This window comes from Corallococcus sp. EGB (genome assembly GCF_019968905.1).
Lineage (GTDB): Bacteria > Myxococcota > Myxococcia > Myxococcales > Myxococcaceae > Corallococcus.
The window spans coordinates 8902324-8924020 of the sequence record NZ_CP079946.1 but is presented as its reverse complement, the minus strand read 5'-3'; the positions used below and the strand labels follow the sequence as shown (position 1 = coordinate 8924020).

The following is a 21697-nucleotide window of genomic DNA, read 5'->3' as shown; positions in this document are numbered from 1 at the left end:
CCGGGGCGAGGCCATTCCAGGCGGGGAGAGCGACCATGAACGTGGACTTTGGACGCACGTCGTCGGACTACGCGAAGCACCGGGCGGGTTTCCCGGAGGCCTTCTACACGCGGCTCGAACAGGACGGCGTGCTCACGCCCGGGCTGCGGGTGCTCGACCTGGGCACCGGCACCGGCACCGTCGCGCGCAACCTGGCCCGGCGCGGCTGCGACGTCACCGCCCTGGACGTGTCCGCGCCGCAGCTGGAGGCCGCCGCCAGGCTCGCCCGTGACGAGGGCCTCCGCGTGGACTTCCGCGAGGCGCCCGCGGAGAACACCGGCCTGCCTTCGGGCGCCTTCGACCGCGTGTTCGCGGGCCAGTGCTGGCACTGGTTCGACCGCGCCGCCGCCGCGCGCGAGGTGCTGCGCCTGCTCAAGCCCGGCGGGAAGCTGATCATCTGCCACTTCGACTGGACGGCCCTGCCCGGCAACCTGCTGGAGGCCACCGAGGCCCTGGTGGAGGAGTTCAGCCCGCGCGTCCAGCTGGCCGTGGATCGCTTCGGCCAGGGCGTGGGCATCTACCCGCAGTGGTTCCGCGACGTGGGGGTCGCCGGCTTCCAGTCCCTGACGTCCTTCACCTTCGACACGCTCACGCCCTACACCCACGAGGCGTGGCGCGGACGGATGCGCGCCAACGCGCGGGTGGGCGCCATGCTCGCGCCCGAGCAGGTGGAGCGCTTCGATGCCGCGCTGGGCGCGATCCTCGCCGCGCGCTTCCCCCAGGAGCCGATGTCCGTTCCCCACCGCGTGTTCGCGCTCATCGCGGAGCGCCCGTGACACAGGAGTCCACCATGTCCTCACCCCACCTCGTTCATTCCGAAGACGTCCCCTGGACCGAGCTCGCCCACGGCAGCCGCGTGGCGCTCAGGCGCAAGCAGCTGGGCGCCGCCGCGCACGGGAGCAAGCTCGGGTGCAGCCTGGTGGAGCTCCCGCCGGGCCGCCGCTCGTGGCCGCTGCACTACCACCTGGGCAATGAAGAGGCCGTCTATGTCCTGTCCGGCTCGGGCTCCATGCGCCTGGGGCAGGAGACGCTGCCCGTGCGCGCGGGGGACTACGTCGCGCTGCCGCCGGGCGCGGAGTGCGCGCACCAGCTCATCAACGACGGCCCGGAGCCGCTGCGCTACCTGTGCTTCTCCACCATGGAGGCGCCGGACGTGCTCATGTATCCGGACTCGAAGAAGGTGGGCGTCTTCGCGGGGGCCGCGCCCGGGGGAGACAAGGCGTCGCGCACGCTGCACGCGTATCTGCCCCTGGACGCGCAGGTGGATTACTGGGAGGGCGAGGAGCCCTGATAGGGTGGCCGGGCCATGGCCTCCCTGCTGGATGCGCTCGACCGCGAGCGGCTGCTCAAGGACCCCGCCGCCGCTTCCGCGCTGGTGCCGAAGGGCGAGCCTCCCCACGTGTCGCTGTTGCGGCTGTGCGACGCGGGCCTGCTCGCGGGCGGGCTCACCGTGGGGTACGGCGTCCGGCCGGATGAGCTGATGGGCCCGCTCACCGCGGCCATGGGCGGCGCGGCCCGGCGGCTCAAGGTGGTGGACGTGCGCGAGCGCCCCGCGCTGGAGCTGCACATCGCCGCGGGCGACGTCACGGAGCGCTGGGAGGTGGAGGACGTGTCCGCGCTCGTGCACAACCTCAACGACCTGTACCGCGACGCGGCGGACGTGCGCGCGGTGGCGGTGCTGGGGGAGTGGGAGGACTCGCTCCAGCTGCTCTGCGTCGAGCGCCGCGCGCTGGGCCGGCTCTTGCGGCAGCCCTTCTTCGCGCCCCTCAACGCGCGGGGGCTCCAGGACCTGGTTGCGTCCCGCTGAGACGGGGAGCCTCTCTCGACCCCGGACGCCCGGTGGGGCACCATGGGGGCATGCGCATCACGCTGGCTCTCTTCGTTGGATTGCTCCTGGCGCAGGTCGCTCGCGCGGAGCCGGATTCCTTTGGCCTGGGCACCGGACGCGATGGGGTGCTGACCCTCACCGCCGGGCAGGGACGGACCCTGGGCATGGATGCGCCGCTGGGCAGGAATGTCGCGGCCGGGGCCAAGGCGCTGGTCGTGTCCGGCCTCAAGGTCTCCCCTGGCGACCTGGTGATGATCCACGACAGCACCGGCCTGTCGCCCGCGCCCGACGTGGGCAACAGCAAGGACGTGTCGCTGGTCGGGCCGGTGACGCTCGGGCGCTGGGAGATGGCGCGGGTGGAGACGGTGTCGTCCACCACGCCCACCACCCTGGGGCTGACCGCGCCGCTGCGCTACGCGTACACGACGGGGCGCACCCAGGTGGTGCGCGTGGCCGAGTACTCCGATGTCATCATCCCGGAGGGCGCGCGCCTCTCCGCGTTGCCGTGGAACGGCAGGTCCGGCGGCATCCTCGCGATGCTGGTGACGGGCAAGGTGAGCAACGACGGCCGCATCGACGCGGACGGCATGGGCTACCTGGGCGGCACCTTCGAGGCGGACACGGCGGGCCTGACGGGCTGCACGGGCCTGGAGCTGGAGCGCGGCAAGGGCGGCTCCATGCGCGGCGAGGGCGCGGCGGGACAGGTCTCCAAGACTGGCATCGCCAACGGGCGCGGCAACCTGGCCAACGGCGGCGGCGGAGGCAACTGCGCGGCCTCTGGCGGTGGCGGTGGCGGCCACGGTGGCGTGGGTGGCAACGGTGGGCGCACGGCCCTGGACGACGGCTCGCGAGACGAGGGCGGGCAGGGCGGCGCGGCGCTGAGCTACTCCGTGTTCGACCGCTTCGCGTTCGGCGGTGGCGGCGGCGCGGGCCAGGGCTTCGATGCGTTCGGCACCAGCGGCGCGGCGGGCGGCGGCGTGGTGTTCATCCGCGCCGCCGCGTTCGACGGCAAGGGCGTGTACAGCGCCTCGGGTTCCACGGCGGGGAGCGCCACGGGCAATGACGGCGCGGGCGGCGGCGGCGCGGGAGGCGCGGTGGTGCTGCGCTCGGCGGATGTGCTGTCCTGCGGCGCGGTCGAGGCGCGCGGTGGCGCGGGTGGCAATGTGACCCTGGACAAGCAGCCCCAGGGGCCGGGCGGCGGCGGCGCCGGTGGCCGGTTGCTGCTGCAGGGCAGTGCCATCACGTGCACGGACAACGTGAGCGCGGGCAACGCGGGCGTGTCCTCCTACCCGGGCGCGGGGTCCTACGGGGCCACCCCGTCCTCCACCTCGGCGCCGGATGCGGGCACCCCGGACGGGGGCCCGTCGCCTGACGGAGGCACGTCCACGGGCACGGTGCAGCTGCTGCCCGAGGGCTACCAGGTGCCCGTGACGCCGGTCCTCTCCATGCCCGCGCAGGGCGAGGTGTCCACCACCACGCGCCCGCGCTTCGCGGGGACCGCGGGCACCAACGGGCCGGTCGTGCGCATCGTCGTGGACGGGCGGGAGCTGGGCGCGACGGTTCCGGGCTCGGATGGCCGCTTCACCTACAACGCCACCACGCCGCTGAGCGCGGGCACGCACCAGGCCGTCGCCTGGGCGGAGGGGCTGGGGGTGGCGAGCAGGCCCTCCGATGCGGTGAGCTTCACCACGCCCGCGGTGGTGCTCGCGGACGGGGGCGTCGTGCAGATGGCCGTGCTGGTGGTGCCCTCGAATGGGGACACGGTGGGCCCCACGCCGCTGTTCGCCGGCACGGCGGCCAATGGCGTGAACGTGGGCGTGGTCATCGACGACGGGCCGGACCACCTGGTGCCGTTGGACCTGCTGGGGCGCTTCCGCTACCAGGTTCCGGCCTCTTCGCCGCTGAGCGTGGGCTCGCACAAGGTCACGGTGCACTCGCACAACGAGGCGGGCGAGGACGGCCCGTACTCGGACGTCGTGGGCTTCGAGGTGGTGGTGCCCGGCGCGGACGGCGGCACGGACACCGACGCGGGCCCGGTGGATCCGGTGGTGCCCATGGTGGTCGTGCCCGCGGAGGGCGCCACGGTGGAGCCGACCTTCGCGTTCGTGGGCGTGGCGCTGCCCGGCACGACCGTGCGGCTGGAGCTGGACGGCACCTCGCTCGCCACCGCGACCGCGGATGAAGAAGGCGTCTTCCGCCACGTGCTGACGGCGGACAAGGCGCTCGCGACGGGGGCGCACAAGGTCGTCGCGCAGGGGGTGACGGACGAGGGCGAGGCGGGGCCGCGCTCACCCGAGGTGGGCTTCCAGGTGCGGGGCCCCACCAACCTGGACGTGGGCTGCGGCTGTGGCTCGGCGCCCGCGGGGATGATCAGCCTGTGGGCGCTGGTGGGCCTGGGCGCCCTGGCGCGCCGCCGCCGTTCGCGGAGCTGAGGGACCCGCCAGGCGTCCGGAGGGGGCTCCGGAAGAGGCTCCGGAGGGGGCGTCGGGCGCCGCGTGGGGGTGGCCGTTATCTTCCCGCGCTCGAAGGCGTCCCGGCTCCCGGGACGACAAGGGTGTCGCGCGTGACGACGGACGTGTCCTCGGAAGAAGCTCCCTCGCGGCGGACAAGGCGCTCGGCCGGTGCCCGCAACTGGCGGTGGGCGGTGTCCCTGCTCCTGGGGTTGGGCCTGCCTACCCTGCTGCATGTCTATATCGGCGTGCGCCTCTTCTCCGCGCCCGGCTGGCCCGCTCCCTGGGCCGCGCTGGGGTGGGGCCTGCTGGGCCTCTGCTACCTCCTCCTGCTGGCGGGCTTGCGCGCCGCGCGTCGTGGTGAGGCCACCGGCTTCACCCGCGTCATCCAGTGGGGCGCGTACCTCTGGCTGGGCGCCTTCGGTGTGTTCCTCACCGCCGTGCTGGCCTCGGACGTCGTCGGGGCCGTGCTGTCCTTGTCCGGCGCCGTCACCGACATGCACGCGCTCGCCCGGGGCCGCGCGGCCGCCGTGCTGGCCACCGCCGTGCCCGCCGTGGCCTTCGCCTTCGTCACCGCGCGCGGCAAGGCCCGCGTGGAGCGCACCACCGTGGCGCTGAAGGACCTGGGCCCGGGCCTGGAGGGCCTGCGCGTCGTGCAGCTGTCCGACGTGCACGTGGGCCCCACCCTGGACGGCGTGTGGCTCCAGCGCGTGGTGGACCAGGTCAACGCCCTCAAGCCGGACCTGGTCGCCATCACCGGCGACCTGGTGGACGGCTCCGTGGACGAGCTGCGCGACCAGATGACGCCGCTTGCCTCCCTCAAGGCCCCGCTGGGCGTCTACTACGTCACCGGAAACCACGAATTCTACCACGGCGCACGCGCCTGGATGGCCGAGGTCGCCCGGCTGGGCATCACCGTCCTCACCAACGAGCACCGCGTCGTGGAGCGCGGCGGCGCCCGGCTCGTCGTCGCGGGCGTCACCGACCACGACGCGGGCCACATCGCTCCACCCCTGGCGAGCCGCCCCGACCTCGCGCTCGCCGGCGCCCCGCCGGACGTGCCCCGCCTGCTGCTGGCCCACCAGCCCCGCACCGCCCTCTCCCTGGAGGGCCTGCGCGTGGACCTCCAGCTGTCCGGCCACACCCACGGCGGGCAGATCTTCCCCTTCATGTTCTTCGTGAAGCTCCAGCAGCCCGTCGTGAAGGGCCTGGCCACCGTCGCCGGGACCCGGGTCTATACGCACCGCGGCACCGGCTACTGGGGCCCCCCCATGCGCCTGGGCCCCGCCCCGGAGATCGCATCCCTCACCCTGGTAGGAGCTCCCAGTTCTGACGGAGATTCAAGCCAAGCTTGATATTTCCGTTCTTGCTGCTTATTGTTGGGGTGTGTCCAGCGCATCGTCTTCCCTCCTAGTCCCGGAATTCGCTTTCAGCCGTCCCACGGCGCCCGCGGCCCCGGGGGCGCGGCGAGGGGTTCGGGGCCCGGCTTCGGGGCCCCGGGCGGGGAAGGCGGCGCCGACGCTGCTGGTGATTTCCGAGGCCCCCGAGGTCCGGCTGGCGGTGGCGCGGGAGGTGGGGTTGCGGTGCCGGCTGGTGACGGCGCTGGGGGCGACGTCGGCGGACCGGCGGCTGGACGTGGGCGTGACGGTGGACGGGCTGGTGTTGGATTTGGACGCGGATCGCCGCGTCGTGAGCGACTTCCTCTGCCGGTTGGTGGACCGGGGCTTCCACGGCCCGCGCATCCTCCTGTCCTCCGGCTTCCGTCCCGAAGCGAGCTCCTCCTTCCCGACGGCCTGCCATACCCACTTCGCACTCGGCCGGCCCTGGCGGGCGGGAGAGCTGCGTTCGCTCCTGGAGAGAGTCCTTGGCGTCTCCCACGTCGCTCCATCCGCAAGCCGTCCGTGACTCCCGCCGTGACGCTCCCCGCCTGGCGCCGTTGACGGCGCGGGTGGCGGACGCGGGCCACGGGCTGTTCACCGGCATCGCCGGGGCGTCCGCGGGCGCCGCGCGCAGCGCGTACCTGGCGCTGATGCTCTTCGCCGGCGGCGTGGCCCGCTGCGCGACGGGGCGCAGGCGTGAGGGGCTGCCCCAGCTCAAGCGCTCCCTGTTCCGCGTGGCGCAGGTGCCGGTGGACCTGGTGCTGATGCTGGGCGGGCGCGTGCTGTCCGCCGTGCAGGTGGTGACGGGCCTGGAGCCCGTGGGCCGGCGGCTGACGGACGCGGAGATGGACCGGCTGCGCCCCATCTTCGGCGACAGCGTGGACTTCCGCTGCGTGCGCGTGAAGGAGGGGGCCCTGGGGCTGCTGGGCCTGCCGGGCCGCGCGTTCGCCCACGGCGACATCCTCTTCGTGCCCCCCGGCTACGGCGCGGTGGGCTTCCGGCTGCTGGTGCACGAGCTCACCCACGTCTGGCAGCACCAGCACGGCGGCACGGGCTACCTGAGCGGCGCGCTCGCCGCGCAGTACGTGGGGGACGGCTACGACTGGCGCAAGGCCGTGGGCCACCGGCGCTGGGCGGAGCTCAACCCGGAGCAGCAGGCGCAGTTCATCGAGGACGCCGCCGACGCCCAGCTCATCCCCCACGTGGGCCGCCCCACGCCCCAGCAGCGGCTGCGCGGCTGGAGCGACGCCGCCCTGTGCCTGCTGGACGAGGCCCTGGACTGCCTCTACGCCGGCCGCGGCGCGCCTTGAGGCCTTCAGCGCAACCCCGGGCCCCCGAACCTGGAGAATCCTTCACGGCTTCCGGGAGTTGCGTGTCGTTTCATGTGGGCTAATGGCGCCATGAACGGCGTGCCTCCAGTGGGCGGGGGGAATGCAGGACTACCTCCCATATAGGGATGGGCCCGGGTGACGTGGCGGGTTATAACGACCTCTGAACCGTTCCGGCGGTGGAGGGGTCGCGGGCCTTGCGGCCCCCCACCGGGGACGTCACGTGCAAGGTTGATGTGGTGAAAACCCACCCCCGAGGTCCTCTCGCTTCCGGTCGCGTCCGGAAGAAGCCCCGTATGGCGCCGGCGTCGGCGGCGGCGCTGTCGCGGCGGCAGTTGGAGCGCAAGCTGGCGGTCAGCGTGGGGGCGGCGGCCCGGGCCGCGCGGCTGCGGGCTGGCCTCACGCAGGCGGACGTGGCGGACCGCGTCGGCATCGCGTCGGAGGTCTATGGCCGGCTGGAGCGGGGCAAGATGATGCCCAGCGTCCCCACGCTGTTCCGGCTGTGCCTGGCGCTGCAGCTGTCCGCGGACGCGTCGCTGGGGCTGGCCCTGGCGGCGGCGGCGGGCGCGGGGCTGTGGGAGGAGGACTCCACGGACAAGGACGACCTGCCGGAGATGCGCCGTCTGCTGCGCGCGGTGCGCCGGCTGCCGCGTCCCCAGCTCAAGCTGATGAGCCTGGTGGCCAGCGCCATCCTGCCCACGCGCCGCTGAAGGAGCCTGACGCCCGTTCAGGGCGCGGACGCGGGAGGCCGGGCCGGAGGGGCGGGGCTCTTCGTCACCCGCCACACCCAGCCGGACGGGGTGGTGTCCCGGTGCCCGGTGTTCACGTCCACCGCGTACACGTCCAGGGTGTGCTCGCCCACGGGCAGGTCCTTCAGGCGCCACGGGGACTCGCAGGGGATGTAGAGGCTGCCATCCAGCGAGCACCAGAACACGGGCTTCAGCGTGGTGGCGGTGAAGACGAAGGTGGCCTCCCTGGAGGGCGTGGCCCCCGGGGGCCCTTCGTCGATGAAGGTGTCCGGCCCGTCGTTCCCCGCGCGCGCCAGCGACGGCGGGAAGAGCACCGGCGTCAACATGAGGCCCAACAGCAATGACGCGAGCAGTCCGTGAGGGAGGTATCGCAGGGACGGCGGGGGAATCATGAGCAGGCTCGCGTGACGCCGGAGGCCGCGCGAACCCTGTCTCGGTGCATGTCGTGGAAGAGCGCTCTGGAAGGACTGGGGCGTTTCATGGCGTCCGGGGAAAGGGAAGGGCGACTTGCCTCCAAGGTGGGGATGGATCCGAAAGGGTGCGCCCCGTCCGCGAGGCGGGGCCGGGCATCCACGGTGCGACGTGACGCGGAGGGCCAATGTCCTCCAGCGGAAAGGGTGCGGCGCCACCTGTGCGCTCGACGGGCGGTGATGGCACGCGTCACGGGGCCGCGCTTGTCAGGGCGGATATCCCCTGGCCTCATGGATGCCGGCCGGGACCTGCCGCGCACGAACGCCATCGCCCATGACCTTCGCGAAGAGGAGCACGTCCTGGTGGGTCGCCGCGTTGCTGCTCGCGGTGTGTCTGCCGTGGCCATCGCCCGCTCGCGCGCAGTCTCCTGACGCGCCGTGGACGGAAGGGGACGGCGGCCTGGACGGGGGCGGGGGGCCGGTGGCGAAGGAGGCGGAGCTCCAGCGCACGGACGCGGGCTGGGCGGTGGAGACCGGCGCGGGGCCGGAAGTGGCGGACGGCGGCCCCGCAGTGGCCGCCTTCGTGCCGCCCGCGCTGGTGCGGGACTCGCCCGCGCCGTACCCGCCCTCGCTGGTGGGCGAGGGCGTGGCGGGGACGGTGAAGCTGGAGCTGCTGGTGGACGAGGCCGGCGAGGTGGACACCGCCACGCTGGTGGAGGGCGTGCACCCGCTGCTCAACGAGGCCGCGCTGCACGCGGCGCCCTCGCTGCGCTTCTCTCCCGCGATGATGGAGGGCCAGCCCGTCGCGGTGCGCCTCTTCTTCGAGTACCGCTTCGAGGCGCCCATGGCGGTGGCCGCCAACGCGGACGGTGGCACGCTGGCGCCGTCAGGGCCCATCACCCTCAAGGGCCTGGTGCGGGAGAAGGGCAACCGCCGGCCGCTGATTGGCGCGACGCTGGTGTCGGACGCCGCGCCGGACGCACCGGTGCAGACGGACGAGAACGGCCGCTTCGAGGCGCGCTTCCCCACGGGCGGCCAGGCGGTGCGGGTGTCCGCTCCCGGCCACAAGCCCAGCGTGTTCCGCGAGGCGCTGAAGGCCAGCGAGTCGCTGGAGGTCGTCTACGGCCTGGAGCCGCTCGTGGTGAACCCCTACGAGACCGTGGTGCGAGGCGACCGCGAGCGCACGGAGGTGAGCCGCATCACGCTGCACGACGCGGAGCTGCGCGAGGTGCCCGGCACCATGGGCGACCCCTTCCGCGTGGTGATGCTGCTGCCGGGCGTGGGCAGCATGCTGTCCGGCGTGGCGTACCCGGTGGTGCGCGGCAGCCAGCCCGCGTCCACGGGCTACTTCCTGGACGGCATCCGCATCCCCATCCTCTTCCACCTGTTCCTGGGGCCCGCGGTCATCCACCCGGACTTCCTGGACGCCATCGACTTCTACCCGGGCTCGCCGCCGCCGCAGTACGGCCGGCTGATGGGCGGCGCCATCGACGGGCGCCTCACCCGCCCTCGCGACGACCGCGTGCACGGCAGCGCCTACGCGGACTTCATCAACGCGGGCTTCTTCCTGGAGACGCCCTTCAAGTCCACCGGCACCAACGTCAGCCTCGCCGGGCGCTATTCCTATACACCGTGGATCATCGCGCTCGCGGCCAATCAGTTGCAGGACCCGCCGCCGCCGGGGCGCACCAACCCGAAGGTGGTGTTGGACTTCTGGGATTACCAGGCCCGCGTGGAGCAGGACGTGGGCAGAGGCAAGCTGCGGCTGTTTGCCTTTGGCTCGTCGGACACCTTCGGCTCCGAGGCGCAGGACGACCAGGGCGACACCGCGCTCCAGTCCATCAACTTCCACCGCGTGGACCTGCGCGGCCGCCACCCGCTGGGCAAGGGCGAGCTCGAGCTTGGCGGCACCTGGGGCCTGGACCGCTTCGCCGTCGTGTCGCGCGGGCCGGACGCCGGGGACGAAATCTACATCGACCAGGACAACTACTCCGGGCGCCTGGGCTACAGCGTGCCGTTGGATGCGCGGCTCCTCCTGCGCGCGGGCGCGGACGTGGAACACAAGCGCGCCATCGTGGACGTCCTCCGGACGGAGAACGGCCAGCCGGTGGACGCGGACTCGGTGCGCGTGCCCGTGGCGCTGGCCACCTTCACCGGCGCGTACGCGGAAGGCGTGTGGACCCCGACTGACAGCTGGACGGTGGTGCCCGGCCTGCGGCTGGACGCCTACCACCTGTCCGGCGGGTTCGACTACAAGGTCATCGAGCCGCGCCTCACCGTGCGCCGCAAGCTCAGCGACACCGTGACGCTCAAGGGGGGCGCGGGCATCTTCCACCAGCCGCCCACCACCCTCATCAGCCTGCCCGTGGTGGACGTGGGCAGTCTGTTGTTGGGCCTCCAGGAGGGCGTCCAGCTCTCCACCGGCGTGGAGTGGAAGGCCTTCGAGAAGTGGGAGGTGGGGCTGGATGTCTATGTGAACCCCATGGTGCGCACCATCGAGCTCACGCCCTTCTCCGACGAGGGCCTGCAGGACGACCTGGATGGCGTTGGCAATCCAGATGAGCCGCCACCTCCCGGCCGGGGGCCCCGTCAGGACGGCTTCCGCCGGGTGCGCGCGCGGCAGATCGACATCGGGAAGCCGCCCGTCAGCCGGGACGACTGGAACCTCCCGGACTTCACCAGCCATGGCCTGGCGTATGGCCTGGAGTTGCTCATCCGCTACCCGCTGGGGAACAACTGGTTCGGTTGGCTGTCGTACAGCCTCCAGCGCAGCACGCGGCGCACCACCTTCTATCGATATGACTCATCAGGCCGGGCCATCTCCGAGGCCAGCGCGGACCTGCCCTTCGCGTTCGACCAGACACACATCCTGAACCTGGTGGTCAGCCACAAGTTCTCCAACAACATCACCCTGGGAGGCGTGGTCCACTTCAACACCGGACGCCCCGAGTACGGCACCCTGGGAAGCCAGACGCACCGCGAGGGCACCGACTCCGACGGCCGCCCCGCCTGGGTGCAGGTGGACAGGGATCAGGCGGACCGGCTGCCGCCCTTCTTCCGCTTCGACCTGCGCGTCTCCAAGGCCTGGGCCTATGACACCTTCAGCCTGGAGGCCTACCTGGACATGCTCAACGTCACCCTCAACACGGAGACGCTGGGCTTTGACTACCTGGGAGGTGGTTACACCCGGCAACCCCTGACCAAGAGTGCGGTGGGTCTGCCCATCGCCCTGCCCATCATCGGCGTCAAGGGCCGGTACTGACCTGCCCCGGAGGGCAGGTCCAGTGCTCGGGGGTGAGCACTCTTTCGCGCCCCCTGCCCCGCAGGGCTGCTCCACTCGTGGCGAGATGTGTCAGTATTCCGCGAGACGCGGGTTTTTCCAGCCTGCCCGGCACCGACGTGATGGGTGGGGAAACAGACCCGTAGCGTCGGGGGGAGTACGATGATGGGTTTGTCCTGGGGGCCAGGCATGGCTCCGGCATGGGAACTGTCCGCAGACAGCGAGACGCCCTGCATCCTCCTCGAGCCGCTGTTCGGGGAGACGGGGGATGCGCTCGACTTCCGGTGGACGTCCATGAACGTCCCGGCGGAGGGCTGGGTGCGCTCCCTGGAGCTGGGCCGTCACGTCTCCCTGTGGGCGCGGGACGGCGCCGCGCTGTTCGACGTGGCGGCGTTCGTGCGCGTGCTGATGCGCGGTGTGCCGCACGTGGGGCTGGTGCCGGGGGACCCGGCGGGGCGGCGGTACGTGGTGGTGCGGCACGGAGAGGGATTGGCGCTGTGGCTGTTGCCGCGCGACGAGGGCCAGGCGGCGGATGCCCACCAGGCGGCGAGGGAGCGGGCGGCGCGCGAGGAGGTGGAGGCGGCGCTGGCTCGGGCGGAGCAGACGGTGAGCGCGCTGCGAGAGGCGGAGGAGCGCTACCGGCTGGCCACGCGCGCCACGCATGACGTGTTGTGGGACTGGCACTTCGCCACGGACCGCGTGCGGTGGGACCCGGGGACGGGGGACGCGTTCGGCCACGCCACGTCCATCCTGGAGCACAAGCTGGGCTGGTGGGGCGAGCGCGTGCACGACGACGACCGGGACCGGGTGGTGGACCGGCTGGTGGAGTTCGTCGCGTCCACGGGGGACGTCTGGAGCGAGGAGTACCGCTTCCAGCGCGCGGACGGCAGCTGGGCGCACGTGCTGGACCGGGGCGTGCTGGCGCGCGACGACGAGGGGCGCCCGGTGCGGATGATTGGCTCGATGATGGACGTCACCGAGCGCACCCGCCAGCTGGAGTCGATGGTGGAGGAGGCGCGCTTCCGCGAGCGCTTCATCGGCATCCTGGGGCATGACCTGCGCAACCCGCTCAACGCCATCGTGCTGTCGGCGCGGGCGCAGAAGCGCCGGGGACCGCTGGAGTGCACGCCGGAGCAGCACCGCCAGCACGCGCAGCGGATTGAAGCGTCCGCGACGCGCATGGGGAACATGATCGCGGACCTGCTGGATTTGACGCGCGCCCGGCTGGCCGGCGGCATCCCGCTGCGCAAGGGCCCCACGGACCTGGGGGCGGTGTGCCAGCAGGTGGTGGACGAGCTGTCCGCGGCGTACCCGGACCGCGCGGTGGCGGTGGACGTGGACGGCAAGGCGGAAGGGGAGTGGGACGCGGAGCGGCTGGCGCAGGTGCTCTCCAACCTGGTGGGCAACGCGCTGGAGCATGGCAGCCCGGAGGCGCCGGTGTTCCTGCGCTGCTGGGCGAAGGGCGAGCACCAGGTGCTGGAGGTGCAGAACCCCGGCGCTCCCATCCCGGAGGAGCTGCGCGAGCGGCTGTTCGATCCGTTCCGCCAGGGCGAGGGCGAGCGGGGGCAGGGCGGCCGGCGCAACAGCGGGCTGGGGCTGGGGCTGTTCATCGTGAAGGAGATCGTCCAGGCGCACGGGGGAACGGTGGAGGTGACGTCGACGCAGAAGGACGGCACCACGTTCACGGTGCGGCTGCCGCGGCCGCCGCGCCCGAAGGCGAAGGCCAAGGCGGGGCGGGGGCGGACGCGAACTGCCTGATCTTTCGGAAGGGGTCAGCGTTCGCCGCCGTGCGGTGAAGGGGAGGAGCGTCCGCCGCCGCACGCCGCGCGTGTTGGGCGAAGGACCGAAGGGGATGGGCCGGGAGGGCAGGGGCACTGCGCGCTTCATTGGCTTGCGTTTACCGGTTGATCCGACCGCACGGCTCGTGCGGCCACCCACGCGGAGGCAGTCCCCATGCACCTCAATTCCCCTCGCAATTCCCTGTTCCGTTCCTCCCTCTGGACGGCGCTCTGTCTGGCCGCGGCCCTGGTGGGGTGCGGCGCTCCCGTCGACGAAGGCTCGGACGTCCCGGGCCAGTCCTCGGACGCGCTCGCATCCACCAATGGCATGACGTTGAACGGCATGACGTTGAACGGCATGACGTTGAACGGCATGACGCTCAATGGCTTGCTGGTGAATGGCTTGTCAGTGGCGGGGCTGTCCACGAACGCATTCCAGAGCTGGTTCCAGCAGGATCCCGCGTTGGCGGACATGGTGATGCGCTACGTGGTGAAGTGCTCGATGGGGGCGGGGGTGACGTTGTCGTATCAGTCTCCGGCCACGGGGACGCGCTACGCCTGGGAGGGGAGTCTGGGGTTGGCGCAGGGGTGGTCGAGCGGGCAGCCGGCGACGGTGGCGGAGCAGCAGGTGGTGAGCGCGTGCCTGGCGGCGCACGCGAACAAGTATGGCGTGCACGTGAACATCTCCCTGCTGGGACGAGACGCGGCGGGCGGAGCGGTGCCGTACACCTCGGAGGAGCTGAATACATACAGTGAGAAGGAGGCGTGCTTCTTCGGCAACCTCTTCACGTCCGAGGGCGTGTTCGCGGCGAATGACGGCGCGTACCTGGACTATGACGAGAGCACGGTGCGCACGTGCGGCCTGTCGTCCTGGAGTGACACGACGTCGTGCTCGCCCATGAAGCACGTGGGCGCGTGCCGGTACTACTGCACGCTGGACGCCACGAAGACGTACTACACGCGCTGCACGTACAACGGCGTGAACTACCGCCCCATCACCACGCGCATGTTGCCCCAGGACATCTACCGCTGCGGCGACGGCGTGTGCCAGCTGACGGAGAAGTGCGGCACCGGCAACACGGCCGACAGCTGCGCGGCGGACTGCGGCGCCTGCCCGTAGCCACGGGCAGGGTGGGGCTTCTCAGGTGGGGCGGGCCCGCGCGGCGTGGAGCCGGTAGCGCGTGACGAGGTCCCCCCACCAGCGGCCAATCATGGCGACGGTGGCCGCGCCGTCCAGGCCGTGGCGCACGGGGTGGTCCATGCGGATGGCGTCCCAGCCCCGGTGCTCCAGCACGACGCGGGTGCCGCCGAAGGTGGGCTCGAAGCGGACGTCGACCTCGGTGAACTCCCCGGGGGCGAAGTTGCTCGCGCGCCACTGGAAGACGAGCCGCGCGCCGGGCTCCCAGACGAGCACGCGGCCAATCTCGAAGACGTCCTCCTCGAAGGACTCCAGCAGGCGTCCGCCGGGGCCGGGCGGGTCGAAGCGCAGGACGCCTCGGGGGTTCTTGACGGAGCGGTAGCGCGGGCCCTTGTTCCACCAGAGGTCGGTCTCCTCGGTGAAGACCTCAAAGGCGTCCAGCGGGGACACGGCGACGAAGGTGGTGACGCGGGCGCGGTCCGCGGTCATGACTTGCGGCCTCCGGAGGGCTTGGGGCCCCGGGTGCGCTCGGCGTGGGCCTTGAAGGCGCCCAGCTGGTCCTCCCAGAAGGACTCCACCTCGTCCAGCCAGCCGCGCAGGGCGGCGAAGGGCTCCGGGCGCAGCGAGTAGACGCGCACGCGGGCGTCGTCCGAGTCGATGCGCTCCTCCACGAGCCCTGTCTGCCGCAGGACGCGCAGGTGACGGGACATGGCCGGAGGGCTCATGTCGAACGCGGCGGCCAGCTCCCCGGCCGGCTGGGGCCGGCGACGCAGCCGGTCCACGACGCCCCGGCGCGTGGGGTCGGCGAGGGCGGCCAGGGTGCGGTCGAGCGCGGACGGGGTGGCCATGGCGGAGAGCCTACTTCGGCCCGGCGACGCGCGCGGTGAACCACCAGCGGTGGCCCTCCAGGTCCTGGGCGCCATAGGAGCGGTTGGTGCCCCAGTCGTCGCCGTAGTTCTTGGTCTCGGGCTCCTGGAAGATGACCGCGCCCGCCGCGCGCGCCTGGGCGCAGTGGGCGTCCACGTCGTCCACGTAGACCATGAGCGTCTGCGTGTTGACGCCGTCGTGCAGCCGCGGGCTCTGGTGGAGCCCGTGGCGCCCGGAGGAGTTCACCATGATGACGCCCTCGCCGTAGACCAGCTCCGAGTGCACGATGGTGTTGTCCGCGCCCTCCACCCTGAGTCGCGTCTGGAAGCCGAAGGCGCGCTCCAGCCAGTCGATGGCGGCGGGGGCGTCCACGTAGAACAGACTGGAAGAGATGCGCGGCCAGTCCTGGGGAATGGGCTTCATGGCGGTGACTCCTGGAGGATGGAAAGTCGTTAACGTCAGGGCGAATGATTAACCCTGACGTTAACGGTCGTCAATCCACCAGGGCCGCTAGCGGTACTGGAAGCCGCCGGGCGCCCGAGGGGCCAGGGTGGGGTCGGTGGGCGGCGCCTCCTTGGTGCCGAGGATGGCCGGGAAGGAGGGCGTGAGCTGCCCGACGTACAGCAGGCCCTGGAGTCCCTCGGCGGAGGGGGGGCGCAGCTGGATGTACGGACTCAGGCCGGCGCGGGCCGCCACTGCTGGCGCGGGCGTGGCACCCACGATGCCGCAGATCAGCTTGCTGTCGCGGCTCAGGTCGCAGCCCCAGCGCGTGCCCTGCGCGTAGCTCATGTCCAGCACGACGAGCGACCGGTCCTTCATCAGGTGCGCCATGGGCGTGAAGGACGGGTCCCACTGCGTGCCCTTCTGCATCTGGGTGTGGGTGTTGCCCGCGAGCACCACCTGGACCTCGTCCGGCCTCGCGGCGCGGCGCTTCGTCCAGACCTGGGCCAGGGCCGCGTCGCGTTCGCTGCCGTTCATCACGTCCGTGTCATAGGCCACGACCGACACCCGCAGGCCCGCCGCGCGCAGGGCGCGCATGCGGTCGATGAGGTCGAGCACGGCGCGGCTGCTGCGGCCGTCCTGGTACGGGCGGTTCCAGAAGCGGCCCTCCAGCAGCGCGTCCTGGTCGGCCGGGGCGCCGGGGCTCGCGAGGTATGCGTCCACGCGCGCCTGCTCCGTGTCGGGGATGGACAGGCCCAGCGTCACGGCGAGCCCTGTCTGGGCCGCCTGGCATGCTACGTGGCCCACCACGTCCGGCACTTCGTTGGAGCCCAGTTGCTCGCCGATGAGCAGCGTGAGGCCCGGGTGCAGCAGCTCCGGCAGGCCGCGCACGGGCGTGGTGCACGGGCCTGCCGCGACGGCGTCTTCCTTCCAGCGCCCCAGGTAGAACTCCGGCGCGCGCACGGCGGTGGGGCGCTTCTCCTCCACCGCGTTGCCCGCGATGACTTCGACAGAGGGTGCGGACTCCAGCCGCAGGGTGAGGGCCTGCTCCAGGTCCAGGTCGCGGGTGCCGTGCTGGGCGCCTTGCAGCATGGACAGGCGCCTGGTCTCCGCGTCGTCCTGGTCGAAGTCCACGTTCTTCACGAAGGGCTGGGCCTGCTGTTCGGCGCGCTCCAGGTAGATCTTCCACCAGACCTTCTTCCACTCGACGTCATTGCCCATTGTCTGCTGCGTCATGCGGAAGATGCGGACGACGGACTGACGCGGGGCCACGGTGATGCCGGTCACCAGGTAGCGCGTGTACGTGGTGTTGCGTGTCCCGGCCCGGTCCGGCTCGGACCAGGTGGTGACGAGCTGGTGGGGGTCCTCTGTTTCCTCGAACGTGTAGCCCTGCTCTTCCAGCAACTGGCGCGTGGCGGCGAGCGCCTCCGTCAGGGGCTTCTGGAAGACGTGCTCGTACTTGGGCAGCTCCGACTCGGGTGCCCGCTTCGAGTGGGCGCAGCCCGTGGACATCAAGAGCAACGCGACGACGAGCCAACGACGATGCATTCCTGTCCCCCTCCGAGAGAAGTGCGAAGCGCCTCTGATTAAAGCCTGCTCATCGCCGGAAACGCCAGGGGGCGCGTGGTGCTTCGTGGCGGCTGCCTACGCGGGTGGACCCGTTTGGGATGCATCGCCCGACTCCGCGCGCCGGCTTCATTTTTTGTTCCGGAGCCCCATTCACACCCAAATGTTATCATGATTCCATCATGACCCGATTTTCAGGCACTCCCTGCGAACAGCAGTGGTAAGGCCAGTGCACTCAACGTCTGGCATTCACCGTCCCGGCGCCAGAAGGCTCCGGGGGCCCTCGCGGGATGTCCTCTCATCATGCCTCGCTCCTCCGCCGTCTTGTCGCGGTCACTCCTCGGAGTGCTTGTCGCCGTGACACTGCTCTCCTGTCTGTCCTCTTCCGCGCCCGAGAAGGATTCGCCAGAGGTGGCGTCATCATCGCCTCCCACGATCCAGGCTCCCTTTGATGTCTCCGCGGTCATGCGACAGGTCCACTTCGCCTTTCGTCCCGATGGACAGGCGTGGAGCGGGGGCCACTCCACCTACGGTGTGACGGCAGGACCCGAGGGGCTGACACTGACGCCCTTCATGCCTCCGGGCGCGGTGCCCCCCGCGCAGCGCGTTCCTGCTCAGCGAGCGAACACGAAGGGTGCGCCGCTCAGTCTGGGCGCCATGCGCTGGCATCGCGGAGTCCAGGGCGCCGCGCAGAGGGCGGAGCCGGGACGATTGGAGCGGACCGGCCACCTCACCCTGGTTCGGGATGGCGTCGTCGAGCACCTGCGCAACACGGAGGACGGGCTTCAGCAGGAATGGGTCTTCTCCTCGGCGCCCAGGGGCTCGGGGGAGCTGGTGATGACGCTGCCCGCGAAGGGGTTGACCTATGTCGGCGCCACGGACAAGGGCCTCCACTTCAAGGATGAGCAGACGGGGCTGGGCGTTCGCTACGGCCATGCGGCCTGGGTAGAGGCTTCCGGCCGAAGCACGCCGGTCCTGGCGCGGTACGTCGCGGGAGCCCTCCAGCTCCGGGTACCCGAGGAGGTGGTGTCCTCGTCCGTGTTCCCCGCCACCGTGGCGCCCGTCATCTCTCCGGAGTTCGGCATGGATCAGCCCGTGCCAGGGCGGCAGACCTCACTCCATGAAAAGCCGGCCGTGGCTTCGAATGGCGCTGACTCCCTCGTGGTCTGGGAGGACTTCCGAGAGGGCATCATGCAGGTCTACGGGACCCGCGTGTCGAGCTCCGGGGCGGTGCTGGATTCCTTGGGCCTCGACATCTCTCGCGGCGCCAGGTCCGTCTCGGATGTCTCCGTGGCCTCCAACGGTGCGGACTACCTGGTCGCCTGGACCGAGCGGACCGAGAGCACCACTCGCGCCATGGCTGCGCGGGTGACCGGAGGAGGAGGACTGCCGGACACCGCGCCGTTCATCCTCACCCAGCAGAACTCGTACTCCCCAGCCGTGACGTCCAATGGGACGGCCTACTTCGTCACGTGGATCGGCACCGGCGGGGTGTTCGGTTCGCGCGTGACGAGCGCGGGTGAAGTCGAGGATCCGATGGGGATCGCCATCTCCACGTCGGCGGGCGCGAAGAGCCAGCCCGCCGCGGCCTCCAATGGCACGGACTATTTCGTGGTCTGGGAGGATGAGCGCAACGACGGGGTGGGCGACATCTTCGGGGCACGGGTCTCCGGCCTGGGCGTCGTGCTGGACGCGCAAGGAATCGCATTGGCCACGGGGACGCATTCACAGCGGACGCCCTCGGTGGCCTCCAATGGCAGCGACTACCTCGTTGCCTGGAAGGACACGGTCAACATCGACGAGTCGGACATCTTCGGGACGCGTGTCACGAGCACGGGTGCGGTGCTGGACGGCCCCGGGTTCGAAATCTCCACCGCCGAAAAGATGCAGGCCAATCCATCCGTTGCTTCAAACGGGGAGGACTATTTCGTCGTCTGGACGGACAATCGCTCGGGCTACAACGGCCTCCGTGGGACACGCGTCACGAATGGGGGGACCGTGGTCGATGTGGCCGGACAGGAGCTCTCCCCGAGCGGCGACTCTCCGGCGGTGGCCTTCAACGGGACCGACTACTTCATCGCCTGGGAGAGCGGTTGGGATGCCTTCGGGATGCGGGTGACGCAAGCAGGCGGCATCCTCGATTCAACGGGGATCATCCTCGCCTTGGCGGCCAGCACACAGACCGCCCCCGTGGTGGCTTCGAATGGCACGGACTTCCTTGTCGTCTGGTACGACAGGCGCAACCTCGGGGAGAGCATCGTCGGCGTGCGCGTCGACCCCCTGGGCGAGGTCCTGGATCCGTCGGGACTCGAGATCGCCTTGGGAACGGCCGACGGGATGGCCTACTTCCGCCCCACGGTGGCGTCCAATGGGACCGACTACCTCGTTGGCTGGGTGGGCTATGGCCATTCGCAGGGGCGGATTTTCGGCACACGGATCACCCGCACAGGCGAGGTGGTGAAGCCAGGGGGCCTTCCCCTCTCTCCCGCGTCCCTTGGGAGCGCCACCTCCCCCAAGCTGGCCTCGAATGGCACGGACTACCTCCTCGTCTTCGAGGCGTCCGAGGAGCAGTGGACCCCCCGATTCCTCGCGGGGGTGCGGGTCTCTGGTGCGGGCGTAGCCCTGGATGCCTCGGCATTCCTCATCACCCCCTCGCTTGGTGAGTACGGCACCCATGCCGTGGCGTCCAACGGCAAGGACTATCTCGTTGCCTGGTCGGCGAACGGCAGCAGTGACTGGGACATCCATGCCTCGCGGGTGACGAGCACGGGAGCGGTGCTGGACCCCGCGGGACTGATCATCTCCGCGGAGCGATACAACCAGCGATTCCCTTCGGTGGCTTCGAATGGAACGGACTACCTGGTCGCATGGGCAGGCTTCAGCGGGAGGAACATTCCTCATATCTATGGAGCCCGGGTGACGAGCGGGGGAGCGCGGCTCGACCCAGCGGGGTTCGTCATCGCCACGGAGCACTACCAGCGCCATCCCTCGGTGGCCTCGATGGGTACGGAATACCTGGTCGCATGGCAGGACAACGTGGTGAACAGCCCTGACTCCAATGTCTACGGGGCGCGGGTCACGAGCGCGGGCATTGTTCGTGAGCCTCAGGGGTTTGTCATCGCGGGGAGCACTGACAACGAAGAGACCCCCGCGGTGGTGTTTCTGGGAACCGGCAGGACAGCCCTCGTCGCCTACCCGCACGACGACAGGACGGCGCCCTACTGGGGCTACCGGATCCGGGGACGGCTCGTGACATTCAATGACAACCGTCCGCCCGCGGCCGTGGGACAGTCCGTGTCCACGCCAGTGGAGACCCCCCTGCCCCTGACGCTCCAGGGCACGGATCCGGATGGGCAGAGCGTGACCTATCAGCTCTTGACGCAGCCCCAGCACGGCACGCTGACTGGCTTTGGAGCCAACCCGACCTATCAGCCCGCGGCCCGCTACTCCGGCCCGGACAGCTTCTCCTTCCGTGTGTCGGATGGAGAGTTCTTCTCCGCCGCCGCCACGGTCTCCATCCAGGTGACGAACATCCATCATCCGCCGTCCGCGCCCGTGCTCATCGCGCCGGAGGCGGACGCCCACCTGACAGGAGGGCTCGTCACGTTCCGGTGGGACGCTTCCACGGATGCGGAGGGTGATGCCCTCGCCTACGACCTGGAGATCCTCCAGGGGGGCACCCGTCTTCGCCTGTACAGGACGGCGGAGACGGCCCGGACCCTGGCCGCGAACGAGGCGCTCGCCGTGGGGAGCTACTCCTGGCGCGTGAGCGCCGTGGATGCCCAAGGCGCCTCCAGCGCTCCGTCCCCCGAGCGTGGCTTCTCTGTCGTCGACGAAGCCCCTCAGGATGGCGGCAGCGGCACGGATGGCGGCGAGCCCGACGGTGGGTCCACCGCAGGCACCGAGGACGCGGGCGTTCCGGATGCCGGCGCTCCTGTGGATGAGACGCCCGAGCCTGCGTCGGGCTGCGGTTGCAACCCTGTCGCCGGTTCGACTCCCACGGCGCCCCTCTTCCTGGCGGCGCTCGGGGTGTGGGTGCGGTGGTCCCGCCGCCGCCGCTGAAGCAGGGAAGGCGCCAAAGCCCCCCTGCCTCGTTCACACGGCAGGGGGCGGGGAGGTTCGGAGGGCGGAGCAGATCCAACACCAGGCCGAGCCGCGCCGCGGTCAGGCAGACCCGCCGGAGCATCTTGCCCGCCTTCTGTAACCGTCCGGCCAGTGACGTGCCGGAAGGATTGAAGACGGACCACGACCGTGCACGGCGGGCGCCGCGAGGAGCGTGAGCTGTTCAGGGACTGGGCTGGAGGGGCGAAGCGGGCGGGTCGGCGGCGCGTCGCCGCATCCACTCGTGGGGGAGCAGCTCACCGATGCGCGAGTTTGGGTGCGTCTGCCCGCTCGCATCAAACGCTTCTGCCATCCGCCTCCACTCCGGCTTCTCCACCGTCTT

General features: G+C 71.1%; 17 protein-coding genes. 12 read left to right on the top strand and 5 right to left on the bottom strand.

Annotation, left to right across the window (positions count from 1 at the left end; genetic code table 11):
• The first annotated feature begins 35 nt into the window (after positions 1–35).
• From KYK13_RS36445 to KYK13_RS36410, 8 genes are all read left to right on the top strand, one after another.
• Positions 36–815, top strand: coding sequence for a class I SAM-dependent methyltransferase (locus KYK13_RS36445; RefSeq protein ID WP_223639477.1), 780 nt, complete (start codon positions 36–38; stop codon positions 813–815).
• Positions 816–829: 14 nt separating this feature from the next.
• A complete protein-coding gene (locus tag KYK13_RS36440; RefSeq protein WP_223639475.1) occupies positions 830–1330 on the top strand; it encodes a cupin domain-containing protein in 501 nt (166 codons plus the stop codon).
• 15 nt (positions 1331–1345) lie between these two features.
• Positions 1346–1846: a hypothetical protein gene (locus KYK13_RS36435; RefSeq protein ID WP_223639472.1), complete on the top strand. Its 501-nt coding sequence runs from the start codon at positions 1346–1348 to the stop codon at positions 1844–1846.
• Positions 1847–1896: 50 nt separating this feature from the next.
• Positions 1897–4299 carry an MYXO-CTERM sorting domain-containing protein gene (locus KYK13_RS36430; protein WP_223639469.1) on the top strand — a complete coding sequence of 801 codons (2403 nt, stop codon included), beginning with the start codon at positions 1897–1899 and terminating at the stop codon, positions 4297–4299.
• A gap of 212 nt (positions 4300–4511) precedes the next feature.
• Positions 4512–5672, top strand: a complete 1161-nt coding sequence (locus tag KYK13_RS36425) for a metallophosphoesterase (protein ID WP_370645232.1) — start codon at positions 4512–4514, stop codon at positions 5670–5672.
• Between the two features lie 172 nt (positions 5673–5844).
• Positions 5845–6222, top strand: coding sequence for a hypothetical protein (locus KYK13_RS36420; protein ID WP_223639466.1), 378 nt, complete (start codon positions 5845–5847; stop codon positions 6220–6222).
• Positions 6182–7006, top strand: a complete 825-nt coding sequence (locus tag KYK13_RS36415) for a DUF4157 domain-containing protein (protein WP_223639464.1) — start codon at positions 6182–6184, stop codon at positions 7004–7006. Before KYK13_RS36420 ends, KYK13_RS36415 begins: the two co-directional genes overlap by 41 nt.
• Positions 7007–7320: 314 nt before the next feature.
• Positions 7321–7734, top strand: a complete 414-nt coding sequence (locus KYK13_RS36410) for a helix-turn-helix transcriptional regulator (RefSeq protein WP_223639461.1) — start codon at positions 7321–7323, stop codon at positions 7732–7734.
• A 17-nt stretch (positions 7735–7751) separates the two neighbouring features.
• On the opposite strand, the gene KYK13_RS36405 is transcribed toward KYK13_RS36410, so the two are convergent.
• On the bottom strand, positions 7752–8165 hold the full coding sequence (locus KYK13_RS36405; RefSeq protein ID WP_223639459.1) for a hypothetical protein: 414 nt from the start codon (positions 8163–8165) through the stop codon (positions 7752–7754).
• A gap of 352 nt (positions 8166–8517) precedes the next feature.
• Between KYK13_RS36405 and KYK13_RS36400 the strand changes: the two genes are divergently transcribed.
• The 3 genes from KYK13_RS36400 (at position 8518) to KYK13_RS36390 (ending at position 14361) form a co-directional block, all read left to right on the top strand.
• On the top strand, positions 8518–11445 hold the full coding sequence (locus KYK13_RS36400) for a TonB family protein (RefSeq protein ID WP_223639456.1): 2928 nt from the start codon (positions 8518–8520) through the stop codon (positions 11443–11445).
• 207 nt (positions 11446–11652) lie between these two features.
• On the top strand, positions 11653–13221 hold the full coding sequence (locus tag KYK13_RS36395; RefSeq protein WP_223639452.1) for a PAS domain-containing sensor histidine kinase: 1569 nt from the start codon (positions 11653–11655) through the stop codon (positions 13219–13221).
• A gap of 195 nt (positions 13222–13416) precedes the next feature.
• Positions 13417–14361: a hypothetical protein gene (locus tag KYK13_RS36390; RefSeq protein WP_223639451.1), complete on the top strand. Its 945-nt coding sequence runs from the start codon at positions 13417–13419 to the stop codon at positions 14359–14361.
• Positions 14362–14382: 21 nt separating this feature from the next.
• On the opposite strand, the gene KYK13_RS36385 is transcribed toward KYK13_RS36390, so the two are convergent.
• From KYK13_RS36385 to KYK13_RS36370, 4 genes are all read right to left on the bottom strand, one after another.
• Complete coding sequence (locus KYK13_RS36385) at positions 14383–14868, bottom strand: SRPBCC domain-containing protein (RefSeq protein ID WP_223639450.1); 486 nt, start codon at positions 14866–14868, stop codon at positions 14383–14385.
• Entirely contained in the window at positions 14865–15227 is a 363-nt protein-coding gene (locus KYK13_RS36380; RefSeq protein ID WP_223639447.1) for a helix-turn-helix transcriptional regulator, read from the bottom strand. Before KYK13_RS36380 ends, KYK13_RS36385 begins: the two co-directional genes overlap by 4 nt.
• Before the next feature lie 10 nt (positions 15228–15237).
• On the bottom strand, positions 15238–15669 hold the full coding sequence (locus KYK13_RS36375) for a VOC family protein (protein WP_223639444.1): 432 nt from the start codon (positions 15667–15669) through the stop codon (positions 15238–15240).
• 87 nt (positions 15670–15756) lie between these two features.
• Positions 15757–17235 (bottom strand): hypothetical protein, encoded by a 1479-nt coding sequence (locus KYK13_RS36370; RefSeq protein ID WP_223639441.1) that lies wholly within the window; start codon positions 17233–17235, stop codon positions 15757–15759.
• 729 nt (positions 17236–17964) lie between these two features.
• Here KYK13_RS36370 and KYK13_RS36365 point away from each other — a divergent pair.
• Positions 17965–21315: an Ig-like domain-containing protein gene (locus KYK13_RS36365; protein WP_223639439.1), complete on the top strand. Its 3351-nt coding sequence runs from the start codon at positions 17965–17967 to the stop codon at positions 21313–21315.
• Positions 21316–21697 lie beyond the last annotated feature (382 nt).

Excerpts from the sequence above, each read along its gene's own strand:
- KYK13_RS36445 (WP_223639477.1), top strand. The coding sequence starts at position 36 with ATGAACGTGGACTTTGGACGCACGTCGTCGGACTACGCGAAGCACCGG.
- KYK13_RS36440 (WP_223639475.1), top strand. The coding sequence starts at position 830 with ATGTCCTCACCCCACCTCGTTCATTCCGAAGACGTCCCCTGGACCGAG.
- KYK13_RS36435 (WP_223639472.1), top strand. The coding sequence starts at position 1,346 with ATGGCCTCCCTGCTGGATGCGCTCGACCGCGAGCGGCTGCTCAAGGAC.
- KYK13_RS36430 (WP_223639469.1), top strand. The coding sequence starts at position 1,897 with ATGCGCATCACGCTGGCTCTCTTCGTTGGATTGCTCCTGGCGCAGGTC.
- KYK13_RS36410 (WP_223639461.1), top strand. The coding sequence starts at position 7,321 with ATGGCGCCGGCGTCGGCGGCGGCGCTGTCGCGGCGGCAGTTGGAGCGC.
- KYK13_RS36405 (WP_223639459.1), bottom strand. The coding sequence starts at position 8,165 with ATGATTCCCCCGCCGTCCCTGCGATACCTCCCTCACGGACTGCTCGCG.
- KYK13_RS36400 (WP_223639456.1), top strand. The coding sequence starts at position 8,518 with ATGACCTTCGCGAAGAGGAGCACGTCCTGGTGGGTCGCCGCGTTGCTG.
- KYK13_RS36395 (WP_223639452.1), top strand. The coding sequence starts at position 11,653 with ATGGCTCCGGCATGGGAACTGTCCGCAGACAGCGAGACGCCCTGCATC.
- KYK13_RS36390 (WP_223639451.1), top strand. The coding sequence starts at position 13,417 with ATGCACCTCAATTCCCCTCGCAATTCCCTGTTCCGTTCCTCCCTCTGG.
- KYK13_RS36385 (WP_223639450.1), bottom strand. The coding sequence starts at position 14,868 with ATGACCGCGGACCGCGCCCGCGTCACCACCTTCGTCGCCGTGTCCCCG.
- KYK13_RS36380 (WP_223639447.1), bottom strand. The coding sequence starts at position 15,227 with ATGGCCACCCCGTCCGCGCTCGACCGCACCCTGGCCGCCCTCGCCGAC.
- KYK13_RS36375 (WP_223639444.1), bottom strand. The coding sequence starts at position 15,669 with ATGAAGCCCATTCCCCAGGACTGGCCGCGCATCTCTTCCAGTCTGTTC.
- KYK13_RS36370 (WP_223639441.1), bottom strand. The coding sequence starts at position 17,235 with ATGCATCGTCGTTGGCTCGTCGTCGCGTTGCTCTTGATGTCCACGGGC.